18 protein-coding genes are annotated in these 16,988 nt (G+C 36.4%); 17 read left to right on the forward strand and 1 reads right to left on the reverse strand.

The features are described 5' to 3' along the window. The first annotated feature begins 583 nt into the window (after positions 1–583). From JOC86_RS23130 to rsmI, 12 genes are all read left to right on the forward strand, one after another. Positions 584–910: an MGMT family protein gene (locus JOC86_RS23130; protein WP_205175679.1), complete on the forward strand. Its 327-nt coding sequence runs from the start codon at positions 584–586 to the stop codon at positions 908–910. Between the two features lie 333 nt (positions 911–1,243). Further along, on the forward strand, positions 1,244–1,441 hold the full coding sequence (locus JOC86_RS23135) for a sigma factor G inhibitor Gin (RefSeq protein ID WP_205175681.1): 198 nt from the start codon (positions 1,244–1,246) through the stop codon (positions 1,439–1,441). Positions 1,442–1,992: 551 nt separating this feature from the next. Beyond that, positions 1,993–3,408 carry an aminotransferase class I/II-fold pyridoxal phosphate-dependent enzyme gene (locus JOC86_RS23140; RefSeq protein WP_205175684.1) on the forward strand — a complete coding sequence of 472 codons (1,416 nt, stop codon included), beginning with the start codon at positions 1,993–1,995 and terminating at the stop codon, positions 3,406–3,408. A 16-nt stretch (positions 3,409–3,424) separates the two neighbouring features. After that, the gene (tmk, locus tag JOC86_RS23145) at positions 3,425–4,060 is read left to right on the forward strand and encodes a dTMP kinase (RefSeq protein ID WP_205175685.1); all 636 of its coding nucleotides are present in this window, start codon (positions 3,425–3,427) and stop codon (positions 4,058–4,060) included. Between the two features lie 267 nt (positions 4,061–4,327). Continuing rightward, entirely contained in the window at positions 4,328–4,657 is a 330-nt protein-coding gene (locus tag JOC86_RS23150) for a cyclic-di-AMP receptor (protein ID WP_205175687.1), read from the forward strand. Between the two features lie 24 nt (positions 4,658–4,681). Beyond that, on the forward strand, positions 4,682–5,122 hold the full coding sequence (locus JOC86_RS23155) for a YaaR family protein (protein WP_205175689.1): 441 nt from the start codon (positions 4,682–4,684) through the stop codon (positions 5,120–5,122). Between the two features lie 14 nt (positions 5,123–5,136). Beyond that, positions 5,137–6,126 (forward strand): DNA polymerase III subunit delta', encoded by a 990-nt coding sequence (gene holB, locus JOC86_RS23160; RefSeq protein ID WP_205175691.1) that lies wholly within the window; start codon positions 5,137–5,139, stop codon positions 6,124–6,126. A gap of 7 nt (positions 6,127–6,133) precedes the next feature. Beyond that, on the forward strand, positions 6,134–6,961 hold the full coding sequence (locus JOC86_RS23165) for a PSP1 domain-containing protein (RefSeq protein ID WP_205175693.1): 828 nt from the start codon (positions 6,134–6,136) through the stop codon (positions 6,959–6,961). Positions 6,962–6,976: 15 nt separating this feature from the next. Continuing rightward, positions 6,977–7,351 (forward strand): DNA replication initiation control protein YabA, encoded by a 375-nt coding sequence (yabA, locus tag JOC86_RS23170; protein WP_205175695.1) that lies wholly within the window; start codon positions 6,977–6,979, stop codon positions 7,349–7,351. Positions 7,352–7,574: 223 nt separating this feature from the next. Further along, the gene (locus JOC86_RS23175; RefSeq protein ID WP_205175697.1) at positions 7,575–8,318 is read left to right on the forward strand and encodes a tRNA1(Val) (adenine(37)-N6)-methyltransferase; all 744 of its coding nucleotides are present in this window, start codon (positions 7,575–7,577) and stop codon (positions 8,316–8,318) included. After that, complete coding sequence (locus tag JOC86_RS23180) at positions 8,305–8,607, forward strand: GIY-YIG nuclease family protein (protein ID WP_239587807.1); 303 nt, start codon at positions 8,305–8,307, stop codon at positions 8,605–8,607. The genes JOC86_RS23175 and JOC86_RS23180 overlap by 14 nt, the downstream gene beginning before the upstream one ends. Beyond that, positions 8,579–9,451 (forward strand): 16S rRNA (cytidine(1402)-2'-O)-methyltransferase, encoded by an 873-nt coding sequence (rsmI, locus tag JOC86_RS23185; protein ID WP_205175701.1) that lies wholly within the window; start codon positions 8,579–8,581, stop codon positions 9,449–9,451. Before JOC86_RS23180 ends, rsmI begins: the two co-directional genes overlap by 29 nt. 269 nt (positions 9,452–9,720) lie before the next feature. On the opposite strand, the gene JOC86_RS23190 is transcribed toward rsmI, so the two are convergent. Beyond that, positions 9,721–10,005 (reverse strand): AbrB/MazE/SpoVT family DNA-binding domain-containing protein, encoded by a 285-nt coding sequence (locus JOC86_RS23190; protein ID WP_205175703.1) that lies wholly within the window; start codon positions 10,003–10,005, stop codon positions 9,721–9,723. A gap of 628 nt (positions 10,006–10,633) precedes the next feature. Between JOC86_RS23190 and metG the strand changes: the two genes are divergently transcribed. The 5 genes from metG (at position 10,634) to rsmA (ending at position 16,758) form a co-directional block, all read left to right on the forward strand. Further along, complete coding sequence (gene metG, locus JOC86_RS23195) at positions 10,634–12,598, forward strand: methionine--tRNA ligase (RefSeq protein ID WP_205175706.1); 1,965 nt, start codon at positions 10,634–10,636, stop codon at positions 12,596–12,598. A 341-nt stretch (positions 12,599–12,939) separates the two neighbouring features. Next, positions 12,940–13,707, forward strand: coding sequence for a TatD family hydrolase (locus JOC86_RS23200; RefSeq protein ID WP_205175707.1), 768 nt, complete (start codon positions 12,940–12,942; stop codon positions 13,705–13,707). A 243-nt stretch (positions 13,708–13,950) separates the two neighbouring features. Next, on the forward strand, positions 13,951–15,159 hold the full coding sequence (locus JOC86_RS23205; protein ID WP_239587808.1) for a G5 and 3D domain-containing protein: 1,209 nt from the start codon (positions 13,951–13,953) through the stop codon (positions 15,157–15,159). A gap of 167 nt (positions 15,160–15,326) precedes the next feature. Further along, positions 15,327–15,887 (forward strand): ribonuclease M5, encoded by a 561-nt coding sequence (gene rnmV / locus JOC86_RS23210; protein ID WP_205175717.1) that lies wholly within the window; start codon positions 15,327–15,329, stop codon positions 15,885–15,887. Continuing rightward, positions 15,880–16,758 (forward strand): 16S rRNA (adenine(1518)-N(6)/adenine(1519)-N(6))-dimethyltransferase RsmA, encoded by an 879-nt coding sequence (gene rsmA, locus JOC86_RS23215; RefSeq protein WP_205175719.1) that lies wholly within the window; start codon positions 15,880–15,882, stop codon positions 16,756–16,758. Before rnmV ends, rsmA begins: the two co-directional genes overlap by 8 nt. Positions 16,759–16,988: the final 230 nt, after the last annotated feature.

The following is a 16,988-nucleotide window of genomic DNA, read 5'->3' on the forward strand; positions in this document are numbered from 1 at the left end:
AGATCCGAAGCTCATCGGAAGCCGCAGCCAGCGCCAATGGTAGTTGGGGGGCCCCTGTGAGAGTAGGACATCGCCAGGCTAATTGGAAAAGAGTAGCCCGAGAAGGTTACTCTTTTTTTGTGTTGTTAAATGAAATCGGAAAATTAGTAGAGATGTGACCGAGTGATGACCATAGGGGCAACCAAATAATTTGAAGAAGGGAAGACTAGATAAAATATAAAAATATTTCGTGAAAATGAACCAATTTTTATCGAAAAGCCCTATTCTTTATCTGCTTTACGGATTCAAGAAGAGGAGGCCGAATATTAAACTTAAACTTTATATCAGTTCAAAAACATAGTGATAATCAATAACAAAGGTCTGAAGTTCACTGAATGCCGAAACATTCCAATGGTGGTTTGTGGGAGCCCTCTGTAAGAGTGAAAAAATAAGAATATCTCAGCAACTATCCTATATTTTACTCTTATAATAGGTAGAAACGTCTGTAATTCCTAGTACAAATAAGAAGTAAGCAATTGTTGTAAATATGAATACTTCATGTAATATTAATTAATATTAATGAATTGAAAGTAGGGGGGATTATTTGACTAGTTTTACTAAAAGGGTACTTGAAATAATAGCACATATTCCATCTGGTAAAGTAATGACTTATGGACAAATTGCAAAGTTAGCGGGCAGTCCTAGAGGAGCAAGGCAAGTAGTCCGTATCCTTCATTCAATGAGTCAAAAATACAAGCTTCCTTGGCATAGGGTAATAAATTCAAAGGGGCAAATTGGAATTAAAGATGAGGAGTTATTTTTAGTTCAAAAATTATCTTTAGAAAGTGAAGGGATCAAGTTTATAGGTCGAAACTATATCAATCTTGATGAATTTCAGTATCATCCCTCATTATATGAAAGAGATGGGTAGGAAGCTTTTGATGTTAATCCATTTTATTGGTTTTCGACCGTAAGCAATACGTTGTTAGGCAGTTGGCTTATTAGGTGTAAATTTGAGTATGAATCATCATCCTATTTAATTTAGTGGTTATGATGATAATATTTGATTCAATTAGGTTCATATTCTCCATTCTTAGCACCTTTCTAATTGAGATTAAACAAAATTTACATAGACATACACAGACAACATTTAGCCTACATATGATTAAGGGAATGAGATTTTTCGGTTAATTGAAATGTTTGAAATTATGTATACAATTTTGTTGAGTGGGCAGAATAGGGTGTATGGAGGTGGAGAATACCTATGCTTAAGACAGATAAAAAAGTTGGGGATTTATGTATTGTCTGCAATGAAACTAAGAATTTTGGGATTCATCTGTACACTTCTTTTATCTGCGTTGACTGCGAAAGGGAAATGATTCGTACGGAAACCAATAGTCCGGAATATAAATATTATGTTAATCGATTAAAGAAAATAAATACTCCGCAAATTTATTCATAAAGGTTGACTAGATAAGGTTAGGGTAGCCCCAAAAGGGTCTTGAACCACCATGTTTGTCCATATATAGAAGATATTCCTAAGGATTCTTTTATATACTAAAGTGTGGTTCATGGCACCTTGGTTTCGGGATAGCCCTACCCTATTATTTTGGATCGAGCCTTCTTAGTTGAAATGAAAGTGATTTTCGGCAAAGTTTCTTAGTGAATCAGGCATTAGTCCATGAGAATAGGGAAAATATCTTTCCATGCGTTCCTTAATTGAACTAAGCCTAATAAGGTGTTTCTGCATTTCTAGTGTCTAGTTCCAGCTCCTAGGTCTTCGAGACATAAGCCAAGCCACATAGATAGGGAAAACCCACCCTTTCTATGTGGCTTGTTTTATGCTTGTCAGAGACCTACAGGATGTGAGTCAGAAAGGCGTTTGCCACAGGACGTGGCGAACTAAGCCTTCCAGCCTTTTCAAAAGGCTCTTCCACTTTCCTTATGTGAAAAGGTTCGGATTATGATACCATATAAAAGTATAATAAAAGGTGATTAAAGAAGGATAAAGCTATGAATCAAAAACGTATGCCTATTATAGAGGCTTTAGAAAATTATAAAAAGAAGAAGCCGCTTTCTTTTCATGTTCCAGGACATAAGAATGGGTTAATTTCTCCAATGGGTTTCGATAAGCTCTTCCAATATGATGTTACAGAATTAACAGGGCTTGATGATCTTCACTCACCAACTGAAGCAATTGCAGAGGCGCAAGAACTCCTTTCGGATCATTATAATTCTGAAAAGAGTTACTTCCTCGTGAATGGCAGCACAGTGGGGAATTTAGCGATGATTCTAGCAATTTGTGAAGAGGATGATGTCGTTTTTGTGCAGCGCAATTGTCATAAATCCATTCTGAATGGCTTGATGCTTGCTAAGGTTCAGCCCATTTTCTTGGAGCCTGAATGGGATCCAATTAGCTTAACCCCAATTGGGATTTCATTACAAACTCTACAACAAGCATTTCGCGAATTTCCTAACTGTAAATCTTGTATTTTTACCTATCCAACCTATTATGGCATGACTTATGAGCTTAAGCTTCTGATTGAAGAGGTACATAATCATGGTGGACTTGTTTTAGTAGATGAAGCACATGGTCCGCACTTTACCTTTACAGAGGTATTTCCTAAATCCTCCATTGATCTAGGTGCTGATATCACCGTGCAATCTGCCCACAAAATGTTACCATCTATGACAATGGGGTCGTATTTACATGTTAATAACAAGTCCATTTCTTATAAGCGTATTGAGTATTTTTTATCTATATTACAGTCGAGTAGCCCTTCTTATCTAATTATGGCATCGTTGGACTTTGCAAGAGCGTATCTTGCAACCTATCAGAGCGATGATCTAACCTACACTTTGAATGAAACGGAGAAATTCAAGCAGACACTCGTTGATATGAATGGTCGTATAAAGCTGGTAGAATCCCATGACCCTTTAAAAATTCTGTTGAGATATGAAGAAATGGTTGGCTATGAGTTACTAGAGAAATTGGAAGAGCAGGGAGTCTATTGTGAGTTAGCAGATCCGTACCAAGTGCTTATGATATTGCCACTATTAAAAAATGGGGCAGAGCATAGTTATATAGAAGCTTCTCAAAAAATAAATGCTGCACTTGAGAAGGTCACATCAAAAGAATTAAAGTATATTCGCCCTTTTTATAAAGACAAAGGTAAAAAAATTTCTACTCTTTCTCTTACCTATCGAGAGGTTAAAGCTAGAGACTATAAGTGGATAGACCTAGATAAGGCAATTGGACAGGTTTCAGCCAAAATGATCACACCATATCCCCCAGGAATTCCATTATTTATTGAAGGGGAAGAGATTACAAGGGATTCTATAGAATATTTGAAGCTGCTGCTAAAACTAGGTGCTAAGTTTCAAGGTGAGCATTTATTTCATGAAAAGAAAATAGCAGTACTAAATTGATCGGAGGATATAGTAAATGAATAAAGGTTTATTTATAACAGTTGAGGGTCCTGATGGAGCAGGGAAATCAACGATTATCCATAAATTGTCTATTAAGTTAGAAGAAGAGGGTTACCCAGTGGTTTTAACAAGAGAGCCTGGGGGAATTGAAATTGCAGAACAAATTCGACAAGTCATTCTTCATACATCGAACACAAAGATGGAAAGAAGAACAGAGGCTTTATTATATGCAGCAGCTAGGAGACAACATCTTGTGGAAAAGGTTATTCCTGCTATTAATGAAGGGAAGATCATTCTATGTGATCGGTTTATTGATAGCTCCCTCGCTTATCAAGGATATGCAAGAGGGATTGGAATGGAAGAAGTATATAGTATTAATCAATTTGCGATTGAATCGATGATGCCAGATCTTACTTTATATTTTGATATCGAGCCTGAAGTGGGACTTGGTAGGATTAATAAACATAACGATAGGGAAGTGAACCGGTTAGATTTGGAAGCATTAGAATTTCATCATAAGGTGAGAGAAGGATATCTCTTATTACTGGATCAATTTTCTAATAGAATGAGGAAAATTGATGCTAGTGGTTCTGAGGAAGAAGTGTTTCAAATCTCTTACCGAATCGTAAAAGAATATCTATCACGCATGTAATGGGGATGTCCCTTAAGGGATTTAGAACCACATGGATTACCAAATATAGAAGACGGCTTGAGGGTTTCTTCTATACATAGGGTATGATTCCTGACTCTTTGGTGTAGAGAAAGCCTCATTTTTGACTTACCTAACTTTTGTTAGACTGTTTTAGGGGCTTCTGCTATTTTAAACAGCTTTCCTACCTTATGAAAGATTATATAAACCAGCTAAATCTGCTATAATGAAAGGAAATGAGTGGGCACTTAATAGGAGGATTCATATTTTATGAAATTAATATTAGCTGTTGTCCAGGATCAAGATAGTAATCGTTTATCACATGCATTGATGGAGCACAACTTTAGATCCACTAAGCTAGCAAGTACCGGAGGATTTTTGCGTTCTGGAAATACAACATTCCTGATTGGAACAGATGATATTCGAGTTGAAAAAGCATTACAGGTGATTAAAGAGAATTGTCAATCGCGGGATCAAATGGTCGCCCCAGTGTCTCCAATGGGTGGAAATGCTGATTCTTATGTCCCATACCCGGTTGAAGTAGAAGTAGGGGGAGCAACAGTGTTTGTACTTCCTGTTGATCAATTTCTTCAATTTTAGTTTTAACAAGATGGGGGTCTTCTTATGAAGATAAATCAAGAAATACGAGTTGGAGTAGAAAAATTTAGGAAAGACCAGAAGACGAACCATCTTGTAGCGAATAAATTTGGTGCCCTCGTTCAAAAGCAAAATCAGAAAATGAAAGTAGAGCATCTCGGGAGACTACTATCAGATATTGAAGTAGCAGGAGAAAGGCTTTCCCGCTCGCGGACATTTAAGGATTTAGCAAAATATAAAACTTTGGTTAAACGATTTTTAAGAGAAGCTGTAGACTATGGAATGGATTTGAAAGAATCCCATACTTGGAATCAATATGGAGAAGGTCGCAAATTAACGATTATTGAAACAGTAGATGAAATACTCATTCAATTATCAGAGGACCTTTTTCAAAAAGAGAGTGCTTCGATTGATATCCTAAGCAGGCTAGGCGAAATAAAAGGATTATTAATAAACTTATATACGTAAGCGAGTGATGGTCATTGTCGACTGCATTGGAGGAGTTGAGGCGAACTCAACCTATTGTTTTACAAATGCTTGCCAACAGTATAAATAAAAATAGAGTAGCACATGCCTATTTATTTGAAGGTGAAAAAGGAACAGGGAAGAAAGAGATGGGGCTTCTTTTTGCTCAAACTTTATTTTGTGAGAAACCTTTAGATGGAATGGCGTGCCAAGAATGTACGAACTGTAAACGGATTTTAAAACAAAACCATCCTGATGTACATTTACTGGAACCGGATGGCCTATCTATAAAAAAAGAACAAATAAAAAATTTGCAAGAAGAGTTTAGCAAAACAGGAGTAGAATCTAAGAAGAAGATTTATATCATTATTCATAGTGATAAAATGACTCCGAATGCAGCCAATAGTTTACTGAAGTTTTTAGAAGAACCCAACTCTGAAACAACAGCCATTCTTATTACAGAGCAACTACACCGAATTCTTCCAACGATTATATCAAGGTGTCAAATCGTATCCTTTCAACCTCTTCCAAAAGATGTTCTCAAGAAACAGCTTTTGGATGAAGATGTTCCTTCTTCAATGGCATCCCTAGTCGTTAATTTAACCAATAATTACCGGGAGGCATTAGAGTTAAGTTGCGATGAGTGGTTTGCACAAGCAAGATCAATAGTGTTAAAATTATATGAAGTCCTTCGGAAAAGTCCTTTCCAAGCTATGGTTAAACTACAAGAGGACTTTTACGTTCACTTTAAAGAAAAGCATCAAATAGATCGAGCGTTAGATTTATTATTGCTTATTTATAAAGACCTACTCTATATTCAATTAGATAAAAAAGGTCAGGCAGCATACCCTGATCAATGGTCAGAATGGAAGTCAGATGCACTTCAAGCATCCACCAATCGTTTGTCAGAGCAAATGACAAATGTGCTTGAATCGAAGCGCAAGTTAAACGCAAATATGAATGCGCAGTTGTTGTTAGAACAGCTTGTGTTAAAGTTGCAGGGGTGATTTCCTTTTGTATAATGTAGTAGGAGTACGCTTTAAAAAAGCGGGAAAGATCTATTATTTTGATCCAGGAGAACTAGAAGTAACAAAAAACGATTTTGTTATAGTTGAAACGGTAAGAGGGATAGAATACGGTAAAATAGTCGTTGATAGAAAACAAGTAGATGAGAACGATGTTGTTCTCCCCTTAAAAAAGGTCATTAGAAATGCTGACCAAAAAGACCGTTTGATTGTCGATGAAAATAAAGAAGCAGCAACAGAAGCTTATGAAGTTTGCTGTGAGAAAATCAATGAACATCAGTTAGATATGAAACTGGTAGACGTTGAATATACTTTTGATCGTAATAAGGTCATTTTTTATTTTACTGCTGACGGCAGGGTGGATTTCCGTGAGCTTGTAAAAGATTTGGCTTCCATTTTCCGCACACGCATTGAACTTCGTCAAATCGGTGTTAGAGATGAGGCGAAAATGCTAGGTGGTATCGGACCATGCGGACGTATGCTATGCTGTTCAACATTTTTAGGAGATTTTGAACCGGTTTCCATCAAGATGGCGAAGGATCAAAATCTATCCCTAAATCCAACGAAAATTTCTGGTTTATGTGGTCGTTTAATGTGCTGTTTAAAATATGAAAATGACGAGTATGAATCAGCGAAAGAAGAGCTTCCTGATTTAGGGGAAGTTATAAAAACTCCTAATGGAGAAGGAAAAGTGGTAGGCTTAAATATTCTAGAGCGAGTTCTTCAAGTAGAGTTTAAACAAGAAGAGCGAGTATTAGAATTTACATTGGATGAAATCTTAAATGAAGGTGCCGTTTCATTTCAAGCCACAGAGTAATGAGGTGGGTTTTTAGTGGATAAAAAAGAGTTCTTCGATTCAGTCACAAATATGGAGCAACAAATTGGACATTTATATCAACAATTAGGCGAATTAAAACAGGGATTAGCCGAAATGTTAGAAGAAAATAATTCTCTAAAGCTGGAAAATGATCATTTGCGTCGTAGACTGGAGCAAACAAGGAACTCATCAAAAAAAGGCGCTACATTTGAGGACGAAGCATCTTCAAGTCAATCAAATTCTGACGACAGGACAATGGATATTGGAGAAGGCTACGACAACCTTGCTCGCCTTTATCAAGAAGGGTTCCATATTTGTAATCTCCATTTTGGAAGCCCGCGTAAAGATGAAGATTGCTTGTTTTGTTTATCATTTTTAAATAAAAAATAATTTTACACGCCTTCCTGCTGTGGTCAGGGAGGTTTTTTTAAAGAAAAAAATAATAAGTATATAACATTAGATGAATGAAAAGATACTCATTATAGCTTACAAGCAGTGAACTAGTGATGCTGCGATAAGTGAGGTGAACATGCCTTTCATTTTCCAAGGCTTTTCCCCGCTTCTACTATAAGTGTAAAATAAATGAAACGATTGTGAAACTGAGAGGGTTAATATGGATTTGTTAAAAGGTGATGAAAGACTAGATTATTTATTAGCTGAAAATTTAAGGATTATTCAAAGTCCTACTGTTTTTTCTTTTTCATTAGATGCTGTATTATTAGCAAACTTTTCTTATATTCCAAAGCATAAGGGAAAGATCATAGACCTATGTTCTGGAAATGGAATTATCCCGCTTCTTCTTAGTAAAAGGACAAATGTAAAGATACAGGCTGTTGAAATTCAAGAACGATTAGTAGATATGGCTCAAAGAAGTATAAACTATAATGGGCTTCAACCTCAGATAGAGCTCATTCATGGTGATATCAGAGGGCTTTATAAAGAGGTTGGGCATAGTCGTTATGATGTCGTTACGTGTAATCCCCCTTACTTTACAACAGATGATCGTGACAAGATTAACGACAACGAGCATTTAGCGATTGCCCGCCATGAAATTCTATGTACGTTAGAGGATGCCATCCAATCAGCAAGTCTATTATTGAAACAAGGTGGGAAAGCAGCTTTTGTTCATAGACCTGGAAGGCTTTTAGACATTCTCTTTCTAATGAGAAAATACCGCTTAGAACCTAAAAGACTTCGGTTTGTTTATCCAAAGGAAGGACGAGAAGCGAATACGATTTTAATTGAAGGGGCAAAAGATGCCAAACCTGATATGAAAGTGTTACCTCCCCTCTATGTTTTTGATCAAAAAAATCAATACTCTAAGGAAGTGCATGAAATACTTTATGGCAAAGAGTAAGGAAACTCACATCTTTTACGTATTAGAGTGTAAGGACGGCTCTTACTACGGAGGCTACACTACAAATATTGATAGACGAATAAAGGAACATAACGAAGGAAAAGGCGCAAAGTATACAAGAGCACGAAAACCAGTAGAACTCGTCCATTCTAGAGGTTATTCATCGAAAAGAGAAGCCATGCAAGCTGAATATGCTTTTAAACAATTATCTAGAATAAAGAAAGAACAGTTTTTAGCAGAAATGAGAGAAGGTGAAGAATGTGCACCAACAGAAGAGTTTTCAGAATGAAGAACAAGGTTGCTTATATCTTGTCCCGACCCCAATCGGGAATTTAGAAGATATGACGTATCGGGCCATAAATATCTTAAAAAATGCGGATGTCATTGCAGCTGAAGATACGCGGAATTCTAAAAAATTATGTCATTATTTTGAGATTGATACTCCGATTGTAAGTTATCATGAGCATAATAAAGAAGTAAGTGGAGCGAAACTTATTGAACGAATCACCCAAGGTGAGAAAGTAGCTCTTGTAAGTGATGCAGGAATGCCGTGTATTTCTGACCCTGGATATGAGCTTGTACAGTTTGCCATCGAAAAAAATATTACGGTTATTCCATTACCAGGTGCAAATGCTGCATTAACGGCTTTGATTGCATCAGGAATCAGTCCACAGCCTTTTTATTTTTATGGGTTTCTTCAGCGTCAAAAGAAAAATAAACGCGAAGAGCTAGAACAATTAGCAAAGATGATGGCAACGATTATTCTTTATGAATCTCCCCATCGATTGAAAGACACTTTGAAAGAGATGAAATCTGTATTTGGAAATCGTAGAATCGTTCTTAGCCGAGAATTAACGAAGAAATTTGAAGAGTTTATTAGAGGCACTATTGAAGAGGTTCTTCAATGGTCGGAGGAGAACGAAATCAGAGGAGAATTTTGTATTATTATAGAGGGAACTTCAAATCAGGTCTTAGAGGATAGCCATTGGTGGGAGGATCTTTCTATACAGAAGCATGTTGAGCATTTTATGAGTGAAAAAGGGACTTCATCTAAAGAGGCAATCAAAATGGTGGCAAAAGATAGGAAACTTCCAAAGCGTGAAGTCTATCAAGCCTATCATATTGTAGAATAATAAAAATTCCCATCATAATAGGCAGCTAAAATAAAAAATGTCAGAAACCACACATTAATATTTAAATAACCCCCATAAGATTAGTTCAAAATATTAATACTATAGTGTGGTTCCTGACTTTAGGGGTTCACCAAAAACTACGGGTGAACCTTTTATTAAAAGATAAATAATTAGAAGTGTTTTACGGGTTAACAGTGTCCAGCTAAAACGCCTAGGCCTTCAAGACATAAGCCAAGGCATGGCCTCTGTTCAAGGTGCTTCCGCTTTCCTTATTTTACCGTATCAAATGAACTTTGAATCTCTTGAATTAATTTTTCTGCTCCTTCACGGCTAAGAACTAATTTGCCATCTGCAAGCTTAATGTTATCATCAGATACTTCACCAGTAATTTGGCAAGTCATACTTGGCTTATATTTTTTTAAGATAATTCTTTCATCATCAACATAAATCTCAAGAGCGTCTTTCTCAGCAATTCCTAATGTGCGTCGTAATTCAATTGGGATAACGACTCTTCCTAATTCGTCAACTTTACGTACAATACCTGTAGATTTCATTTTTTAATCTCCTCCCAAATCTTTTAATATATTATTATTTCGTCATTATTCGACAAATTTCTTGATTGTGCTTTTATCATACCAGCGATTCCCATATACGTCAATAATTTTATTTGTCAATTTCTTTAAAAAAATGGTTGTCAAATGCTTAACATATAGCGGTTTCTTCTACTTATTGAATTTCGAATTTCCAATTACATATTATCGTAATAAAAATATTGATGTTTAGTACTGTCGAATTTATTAGATAATATTCGACAATAAACGACAAATTACATAGAAAAACGATAACTCATTCGACAATCTATCCTTATGGTTGCAGAATGCGTTTTTTTTAGGTATATTTTGATGATATAAGAGGTTAAGATAAAAAGTATAAAATCATAGAAGAAAGCCTTGATTTAATAGGTTTTCTTATGAAGAACAGACTGGTCTTCTATCAGTCTTTTTTAGAAGGAAAAAAAGGTTATTAGTGTCCAGCTCCAGTGCCTAGCCCCTCGAGTCACAAGCTAAGTCATGAAGGATGGGAAATGCACCTTTCCTTCATGACTCGTCTTATGCTTGTCGGGTCTGATCAAGGTGCTTGAGCTTTTCTTGAGATATAGGGATAAAATAAAGGAGGATTAAAATGAAGGAAAAATTGAATACTTTCTATATAACAACACCGATTTATTATCCAAGTGGCAATTTACATATTGGACATGCCTATACAACTGTTGCTGGAGATGCAATGGCTCGCTATAAAAGAATGCGTGGATTTGATGTGATGTACCTTACTGGTACAGATGAACATGGTCAAAAGATTCAAAGGAAAGCCGAAGAGGAAGGTGTCACACCACAGGCGTACGTTGATAATATTGTTGAAGGAATAGAAAATCTATGGGAAAAATTGGACATTTCTTATGATGATTTTATTCGAACGACTCAACCACGCCATAAAGAAATTGTTGAAAAAATCTTTAAAAGATTGGTTGACCAAGGAGACATCTATCTAGATCAATATGAAGGTTGGTATTGTACCCCTTGTGAATCCTTTTTCACCGAACGCCAGCTTGAAGATGGAAAATGTCCTGATTGCGGTAGACCTGTAGAGAAAGTAAAAGAGGAATCTTACTTTTTCAAAATGAGTAACTATGTAGATCGTCTTCTAAAGTATTACGAAGAAAACCCAGAGTTTATTCAACCAGAGTCTCGTAAAAATGAAATGATCAATAACTTTATTAAGCCTGGCTTAGAAGACCTCGCCGTATCCCGGACAACGTTTGATTGGGGTGTGAAGGTACCTGGGGATCCAAAACATGTCATTTATGTTTGGATTGATGCGTTATCAAACTATATAACAGCACTTGGATATGGAAGTGAGAATGATACGAAATACCTTAAATATTGGCCAGCAGACGTTCATCTTGTAGGGAAAGAAATTGTTCGTTTTCATACGATTTATTGGCCAATCATGCTAATGGCACTTGAGCTACCACTTCCTAAAAAAGTATTTGCTCATGGTTGGTTATTAATGAAAGATGGAAAAATGTCTAAATCAAAAGGAAATGTAGTAGATCCTGTTACTCTTATAGATCGATATGGTTTAGATTCACTACGTTATTATTTGTTAAGGGAAGTTCCATTTGGATCAGATGGTGTATTTACACCTGAAGGCTTTGTCGAAAGAATAAACTTTGATTTAGCAAATGACTTAGGAAATCTCTTAAACCGAACGATTGCCATGATTAATAAATACTTTGATGGTGTCATCCCTACTTATAAAGGTTCAAATAATAATTTTGATCAACAACTTCTTGAGTTTAATCATAATACTACAGCTAATTATGAAAGCGCTATGGAAAATATGGAGTTTTCTGTTGCTCTATCAAATATATGGCAGCTTATTAGTCGAACAAATAAATATATAGATGAAACTCAACCTTGGGTTCTGGCAAAAGAAGAAGAAAAAAGAGATGAGCTTGGAAGTGTAATGGCTCATTTAGCTGAGTCATTAAGACGTGTTGCAGTGATGCTTCAGCCTTTCTTAACCCAAACCCCAGCAAAAATCTTTCAACAATTAAACTTGGTGAAAGAACATGATCGCACCTGGGAAAGTATTGAAAGTTTTGGGATGATTCCAGAAGGTACAACTGTTGTAAAAAAAGGAGAACCTATTTTTCCAAGGTTGGATTTACAAGAGGAAGTTGATTACATTAAGGAAAAAATGAAAGGTTCCTCTTCTACTGAAGCACCACCGGAAGAAACAGTACCTGAAAAAGAGGAAGTCGATGAAATTACGATCGATGAATTTATGAAAGTAGATCTAAGAGTTGCAGAAGTGATCCATGCTGAACCAGTAAAAAAAGCAGATAAACTTCTTAAAATCCAACTAGATTTAGGCTATGAAAAGCGCCAAGTTGTTTCAGGTATTGCTAAGTATTATCAACCAGAACAATTAGTTGGACAAAAAGTTATCTGTGTGACGAATTTAAAACCTGTAAAATTACGGGGAGAATTATCTGAAGGAATGATTTTAGCTGGTGAACAAAATGGGGTATTGTCATTAGCAGGTGTAGATGAATCTCTCCCTAATGGGTCAAAAGTAAAATAACATAAAACGAATAAAAACATAGAAGTGTTTCACGTGGAACATATTTTCGACGGGAACTTCTATGTTTTTTATTTTAGAATAACAATACCGATTTATAACTTTAGGCTAAGAGTATAATAAATTTTTCTACAATAATATATACGCAGCAACTCTTAAGCAGGAGCAATCGATAATTTCGACAAGAAGTATAAATAAATTTGGATATTTGCGGAAAATTAATCAATATTAAGATAGTATCGACAAATAAGTGACTATCATTTGTAATGTAAATGTCATCTAACTGTGATGAAAGTTATATTGATTTATATTAAACTAAACACATTTAAAGGAGTTTTTTCTCAATGTTATTTGACACACATGTGCACCTTAATGCAGATCAATTTAATGACGACATGGAAGAAGTAATTGAAAGAGCTGTTTCAGAAGGGGTTCAATACATGGTCGTTGTCGGTTTTGACCGACCAACCATTGAGAAAGCAATGGAACTAACAGATAAGTACGATTTTATTTATGCAAGTATTGGCTGGCATCCTGTTGATGCGATTGATATGAAGGATGAAGACCTGGCGTGGATTGAGGAGTTAGCGAAACACCCTAAAGTAGTCGCGATTGGTGAAATGGGGCTAGACTATCATTGGGACAAGTCTCCAAAGGATATTCAAAAAGAGGTTTTTCGCAAACAGATTCAATTAGCTAAACGAGTAAAGCTCCCTATTGTCATTCATAATCGAGAAGCAACACAGGACATAGTCGATATTTTAAAAGAGGAAGAAGCACGTGAAGTTGGCGGAATCATGCATTGTTTTAGTGGAAGTCCTGAAGTGGCAAAAGAATGTGTTGAAATGAATTTCTACATATCCCTTGGGGGTCCAGTTACATTTAAAAATGCAAAGAAGCCGAAAGAAGTAGCTGCTGAGATCCCTATAGAAAAATTATTAATCGAAACGGATTGCCCATATTTAGCACCTCATCCATATAGAGGGAAAAGAAATGAGCCATCCTATGTAAAATTAGTAGCGGAGCAAATTGCAGAAATTAAGGAGCTTTCTTTTGCTGAAGTTGCTCGAAAAACAACGGAAAATGCAAAAAAATTATTCGCCATAAATTGATAGGATTCGATGTCGATTCTTGTGAGAGCTTGTCCAAAAAGTGTCTAAATCTAAAAAGTTCTACATGACTTATTTGATTCATAGGATAACCATGTCGAGAAGTCTCCCTTTCTTTTTGAAATACTTTTATGCATAATGAGGATTATGTTCCCAAAGTTGCTAGATTTTTAGAAAGATAGAGGATTGGGTTGACAGTCTTTACAATACTCTATATAATCACTCCGAGAAAAGGAGGCGTTTTTCATGGATACAAAAAGCATGAAAAACCTGTTTTCCAAGTCTATGAGTAATAGTAAGTGGGCCATCGTTACAGCAAGTATCGTTGTCTTTATGGCAGCGGTAGGGTTTCTCTTCTATGAGGGATCTAAAAAGACAGTTGCATTGACATTGGATGGCAAAGAAAAAGAAATCAGAACGCATGCAAACACCATTCAAGATATATTACAAGACTTAGAGATTTCCACACACTCACAAGACTATTTGTATCCCTCGGCAGGTACAGAGGTTACAAATAACATGAAAGTCGTTTGGGAACCAGCAAAACAGGTTGAATTGACGGTAGGGGACAAAAAGAAAACAGTATGGACTACAGCTTCCACTGTCAAAGAATTACTTAGAGAAAATAAAATTGAAGTTGGGGAACATGACAAAATAAAGCCAGGGCTTAATGAACAAGTTAATGGTGAGACAAAGATTCATGTTGAGCCAGCCTTTCCGGTAAAGATCGTTGAAGGAGGAAAGGAAAGTAAAGCGTGGTCGACTTCGACTACGGTCGCTGACTTTTTAAAACAACAAGGTATTACTCTCGATAAACAAGACCGCGTAGAACCTGCACTCGACAAAGTGATTAACGTGAACGATGTCGTAAATGTTGTTCGGGTTGAAAAAGTCACCGATGTAGTGGAAGAACCAATGGCATTTAAAGTTGTGACCAAGAAAGACTCAGACCTTACAAAAGGGAACGAAAAAGTCGTTCAAGAAGGTGAAAAGGGTCTAAAGGAAATGAAATATGAGATTATTAAAGAAAACGGGAAAGAAGTTTCTCGTAAACTACTTAGTGAAAGAGTCATAAAAGATAGCACTGATAAAATTGTCAACGTAGGGACAAAAACAATAGTTGCTCAAGTCTCACGCGGGTCTTCCCAAGAAAGTTCGAGCGATGAAAGAGAGTTTTATGTTAGCTCGACAGCTTATACTGCTAGTTGTAATGGGTGCTCAGGTGTTACGACAACAGGTATTAACCTTAAAGCGAACCCAGGAGTGAAAGTTATTGCTGTTGATCCATCTGTTATTCCTCTAGGATCCAAAGTATACGTCGAAGGATACGGGTATGCTGTTGCAGCAGACACAGGAGGAGCTATTAGGGGTAACAAGATAGATGTATTCTTTTCATCGAAAACAGACGCCTATTCATGGGGAAGAAAAAGTGTAAAAGTTAAAATCCTTAATTGATAGCTAGAGCAGGGGGAGATGTCCCTGCTTTTTTTTATGGTTTAAAGAATAACTTTTCTTCCATACTTTTGCTTTATCATTTTACTCGTTATAATTAAACATTAAATATGTCTCATTAAATTAGACGTTTTAAGTCGCTTAAAAGTTTCAAAAACTTCGGAGGAAATATGAAAATAAAAGAAATTATTGTCGTAGAAGGAAGAGATGATACCACAGCAATTAAAAGGGCTGTAGATGCAGATACTATTGAAACGAATGGATCAGCTGTTTCAGAGGAAACCATTCTTAAAATTTTGCACGCTCAAGAAAAAAGAGGTGTTATAGTCTTTACTGACCCAGATTATCCAGGGGAACGAATTAGAAAAATCATAAGTGAAAAGGTGCCAGGGTGTCGACATGCTTTTATAAAGAAAACAGATGCTCTTCCGAAGAGTGGAAGAGGAATTGGAGTAGAACATGCTTCCCCTGACGTCATTAGGGATGCTTTAAAACATGCACATGTCATTGAAGAACAACAAAAAGAAGAAATCACTAAAGATGATTTGGTCACAGCAGGCTTAATTGGTCATCCTAAAGCGAAAGAACGTAGAGAACGATTGGGAGATGCTCTTAGAATTGGTTATACAAACGGTAAACAATTACACAGGAGATTAATGATGTTTGAAATTAGCCGTGACCAATTTTCAAAGGCTTTGAAGCTAATATTACAGGAGGAAGAAAATGTTTAAAGATATAGCGACACCGATAAGAACGAAGGAAATCCTTAAGAAATATGGTTTTTCCTTTAAAAAAAGTTTAGGCCAAAATTTCTTGATTGATCCTAATATACTTAAACGAATTACAGAATATGCAGGTTTGTCAAAAGAAAATGCGGTAATTGAGGTCGGTCCAGGAATCGGAGCATTAACCGAGCACTTAGCAAGAACTTCGGGCAAGGTACTAGCTTTTGAAATTGATCAACGGTTACTCCCGATATTAAAGGACACCCTTTCCCCATATGATAATGTTAAGGTGGTTCATCAAGACATTTTAAAAGCAGATGTTCGTGAACTCATCAAACAGGAATTATCCGATTACAAGGATATTATGGTTGTAGCAAATCTTCCATACTATGTGACTACGCCGATTATCTTGAAACTATTAGGAGATCAGCTTCCGATTAATGGGATATGTGTCATGCTTCAGAAAGAGGTAGGAGACCGTATCGCTGCTTCTCCAGGGACAAAGGAGTATGGTTCTCTATCGATCGCCATTCAATACTTTACAGAAGCGGAAACGGTTATGACAGTACCAAAAACGGTCTTTATGCCTCAGCCTAATGTTGACTCTTCCGTTATTAAGTTAACAAAAAGAGAAGAGCCGCTCGTAAAAGTAAAAGACGAAGAGTTTTTCTTTACTGTAACAAGGTCTTCTTTTGCCCAGAGAAGAAAAACATTATTGAATAACCTGACAAGCCAGCTCCCAGATGGAAAAAAGAAGAAGGATTCAATCATTCAAGCCTTAGAATCTGTAGATATTGATCCAACTAGAAGAGGAGAGACATTATCGGTTAAGGAGTTTGGAAAATTAAGTGACGTTCTATTACCGTTATTCAAATGATTTTCCCTTAATATACTTTTTAGACTCAATAGAAAACTAGCGCAAGTAGGTTAGTTCCCCAAGGTTATAGGGTGAGAACGGAAAGAAAGGAATATGCTCTTGCTTTCTATTCTCGTTAAATCCTATGCCTTAGCTGGGGATCAGTGCTTGCGCTTTTCTCGTGTCCAGCTTAGGCGTTTAGGCCCTCGAGACATAAGACGAGGCACCAATGAAGGGAAAAGGCACCCTTC

It is taken from the genome of Rossellomorea pakistanensis, assembly GCF_016908495.1.
GTDB classification, from domain to species: Bacteria; Bacillota; Bacilli; order Bacillales; family Bacillaceae_B; genus Rossellomorea; species Rossellomorea pakistanensis.

What these genes read in the sequence shown, in the direction of transcription:
- JOC86_RS23135 (WP_205175681.1), top strand. Translation starts at nt 1,244, where the DNA reads ATGCTTAAGACAGATAAAAAAGTTGGGGATTTATGTATTGTCTGCAAT.
- JOC86_RS23140 (WP_205175684.1), top strand. Translation starts at nt 1,993, where the DNA reads ATGAATCAAAAACGTATGCCTATTATAGAGGCTTTAGAAAATTATAAA.
- tmk (WP_205175685.1), top strand. Translation starts at nt 3,425, where the DNA reads ATGAATAAAGGTTTATTTATAACAGTTGAGGGTCCTGATGGAGCAGGG.
- JOC86_RS23150 (WP_205175687.1), top strand. Translation starts at nt 4,328, where the DNA reads ATGAAATTAATATTAGCTGTTGTCCAGGATCAAGATAGTAATCGTTTA.
- JOC86_RS23155 (WP_205175689.1), top strand. Translation starts at nt 4,682, where the DNA reads ATGAAGATAAATCAAGAAATACGAGTTGGAGTAGAAAAATTTAGGAAA.
- JOC86_RS23175 (WP_205175697.1), top strand. Translation starts at nt 7,575, where the DNA reads ATGGATTTGTTAAAAGGTGATGAAAGACTAGATTATTTATTAGCTGAA.
- JOC86_RS23180 (WP_239587807.1), top strand. Translation starts at nt 8,305, where the DNA reads ATGGCAAAGAGTAAGGAAACTCACATCTTTTACGTATTAGAGTGTAAG.
- JOC86_RS23190 (WP_205175703.1), bottom strand. Translation starts at nt 10,005, where the DNA reads ATGAAATCTACAGGTATTGTACGTAAAGTTGACGAATTAGGAAGAGTC.
- metG (WP_205175706.1), top strand. Translation starts at nt 10,634, where the DNA reads ATGAAGGAAAAATTGAATACTTTCTATATAACAACACCGATTTATTAT.
- JOC86_RS23200 (WP_205175707.1), top strand. Translation starts at nt 12,940, where the DNA reads ATGTTATTTGACACACATGTGCACCTTAATGCAGATCAATTTAATGAC.
- JOC86_RS23205 (WP_239587808.1), top strand. Translation starts at nt 13,951, where the DNA reads ATGGATACAAAAAGCATGAAAAACCTGTTTTCCAAGTCTATGAGTAAT.
- rnmV (WP_205175717.1), top strand. Translation starts at nt 15,327, where the DNA reads ATGAAAATAAAAGAAATTATTGTCGTAGAAGGAAGAGATGATACCACA.
- rsmA (WP_205175719.1), top strand. Translation starts at nt 15,880, where the DNA reads ATGTTTAAAGATATAGCGACACCGATAAGAACGAAGGAAATCCTTAAG.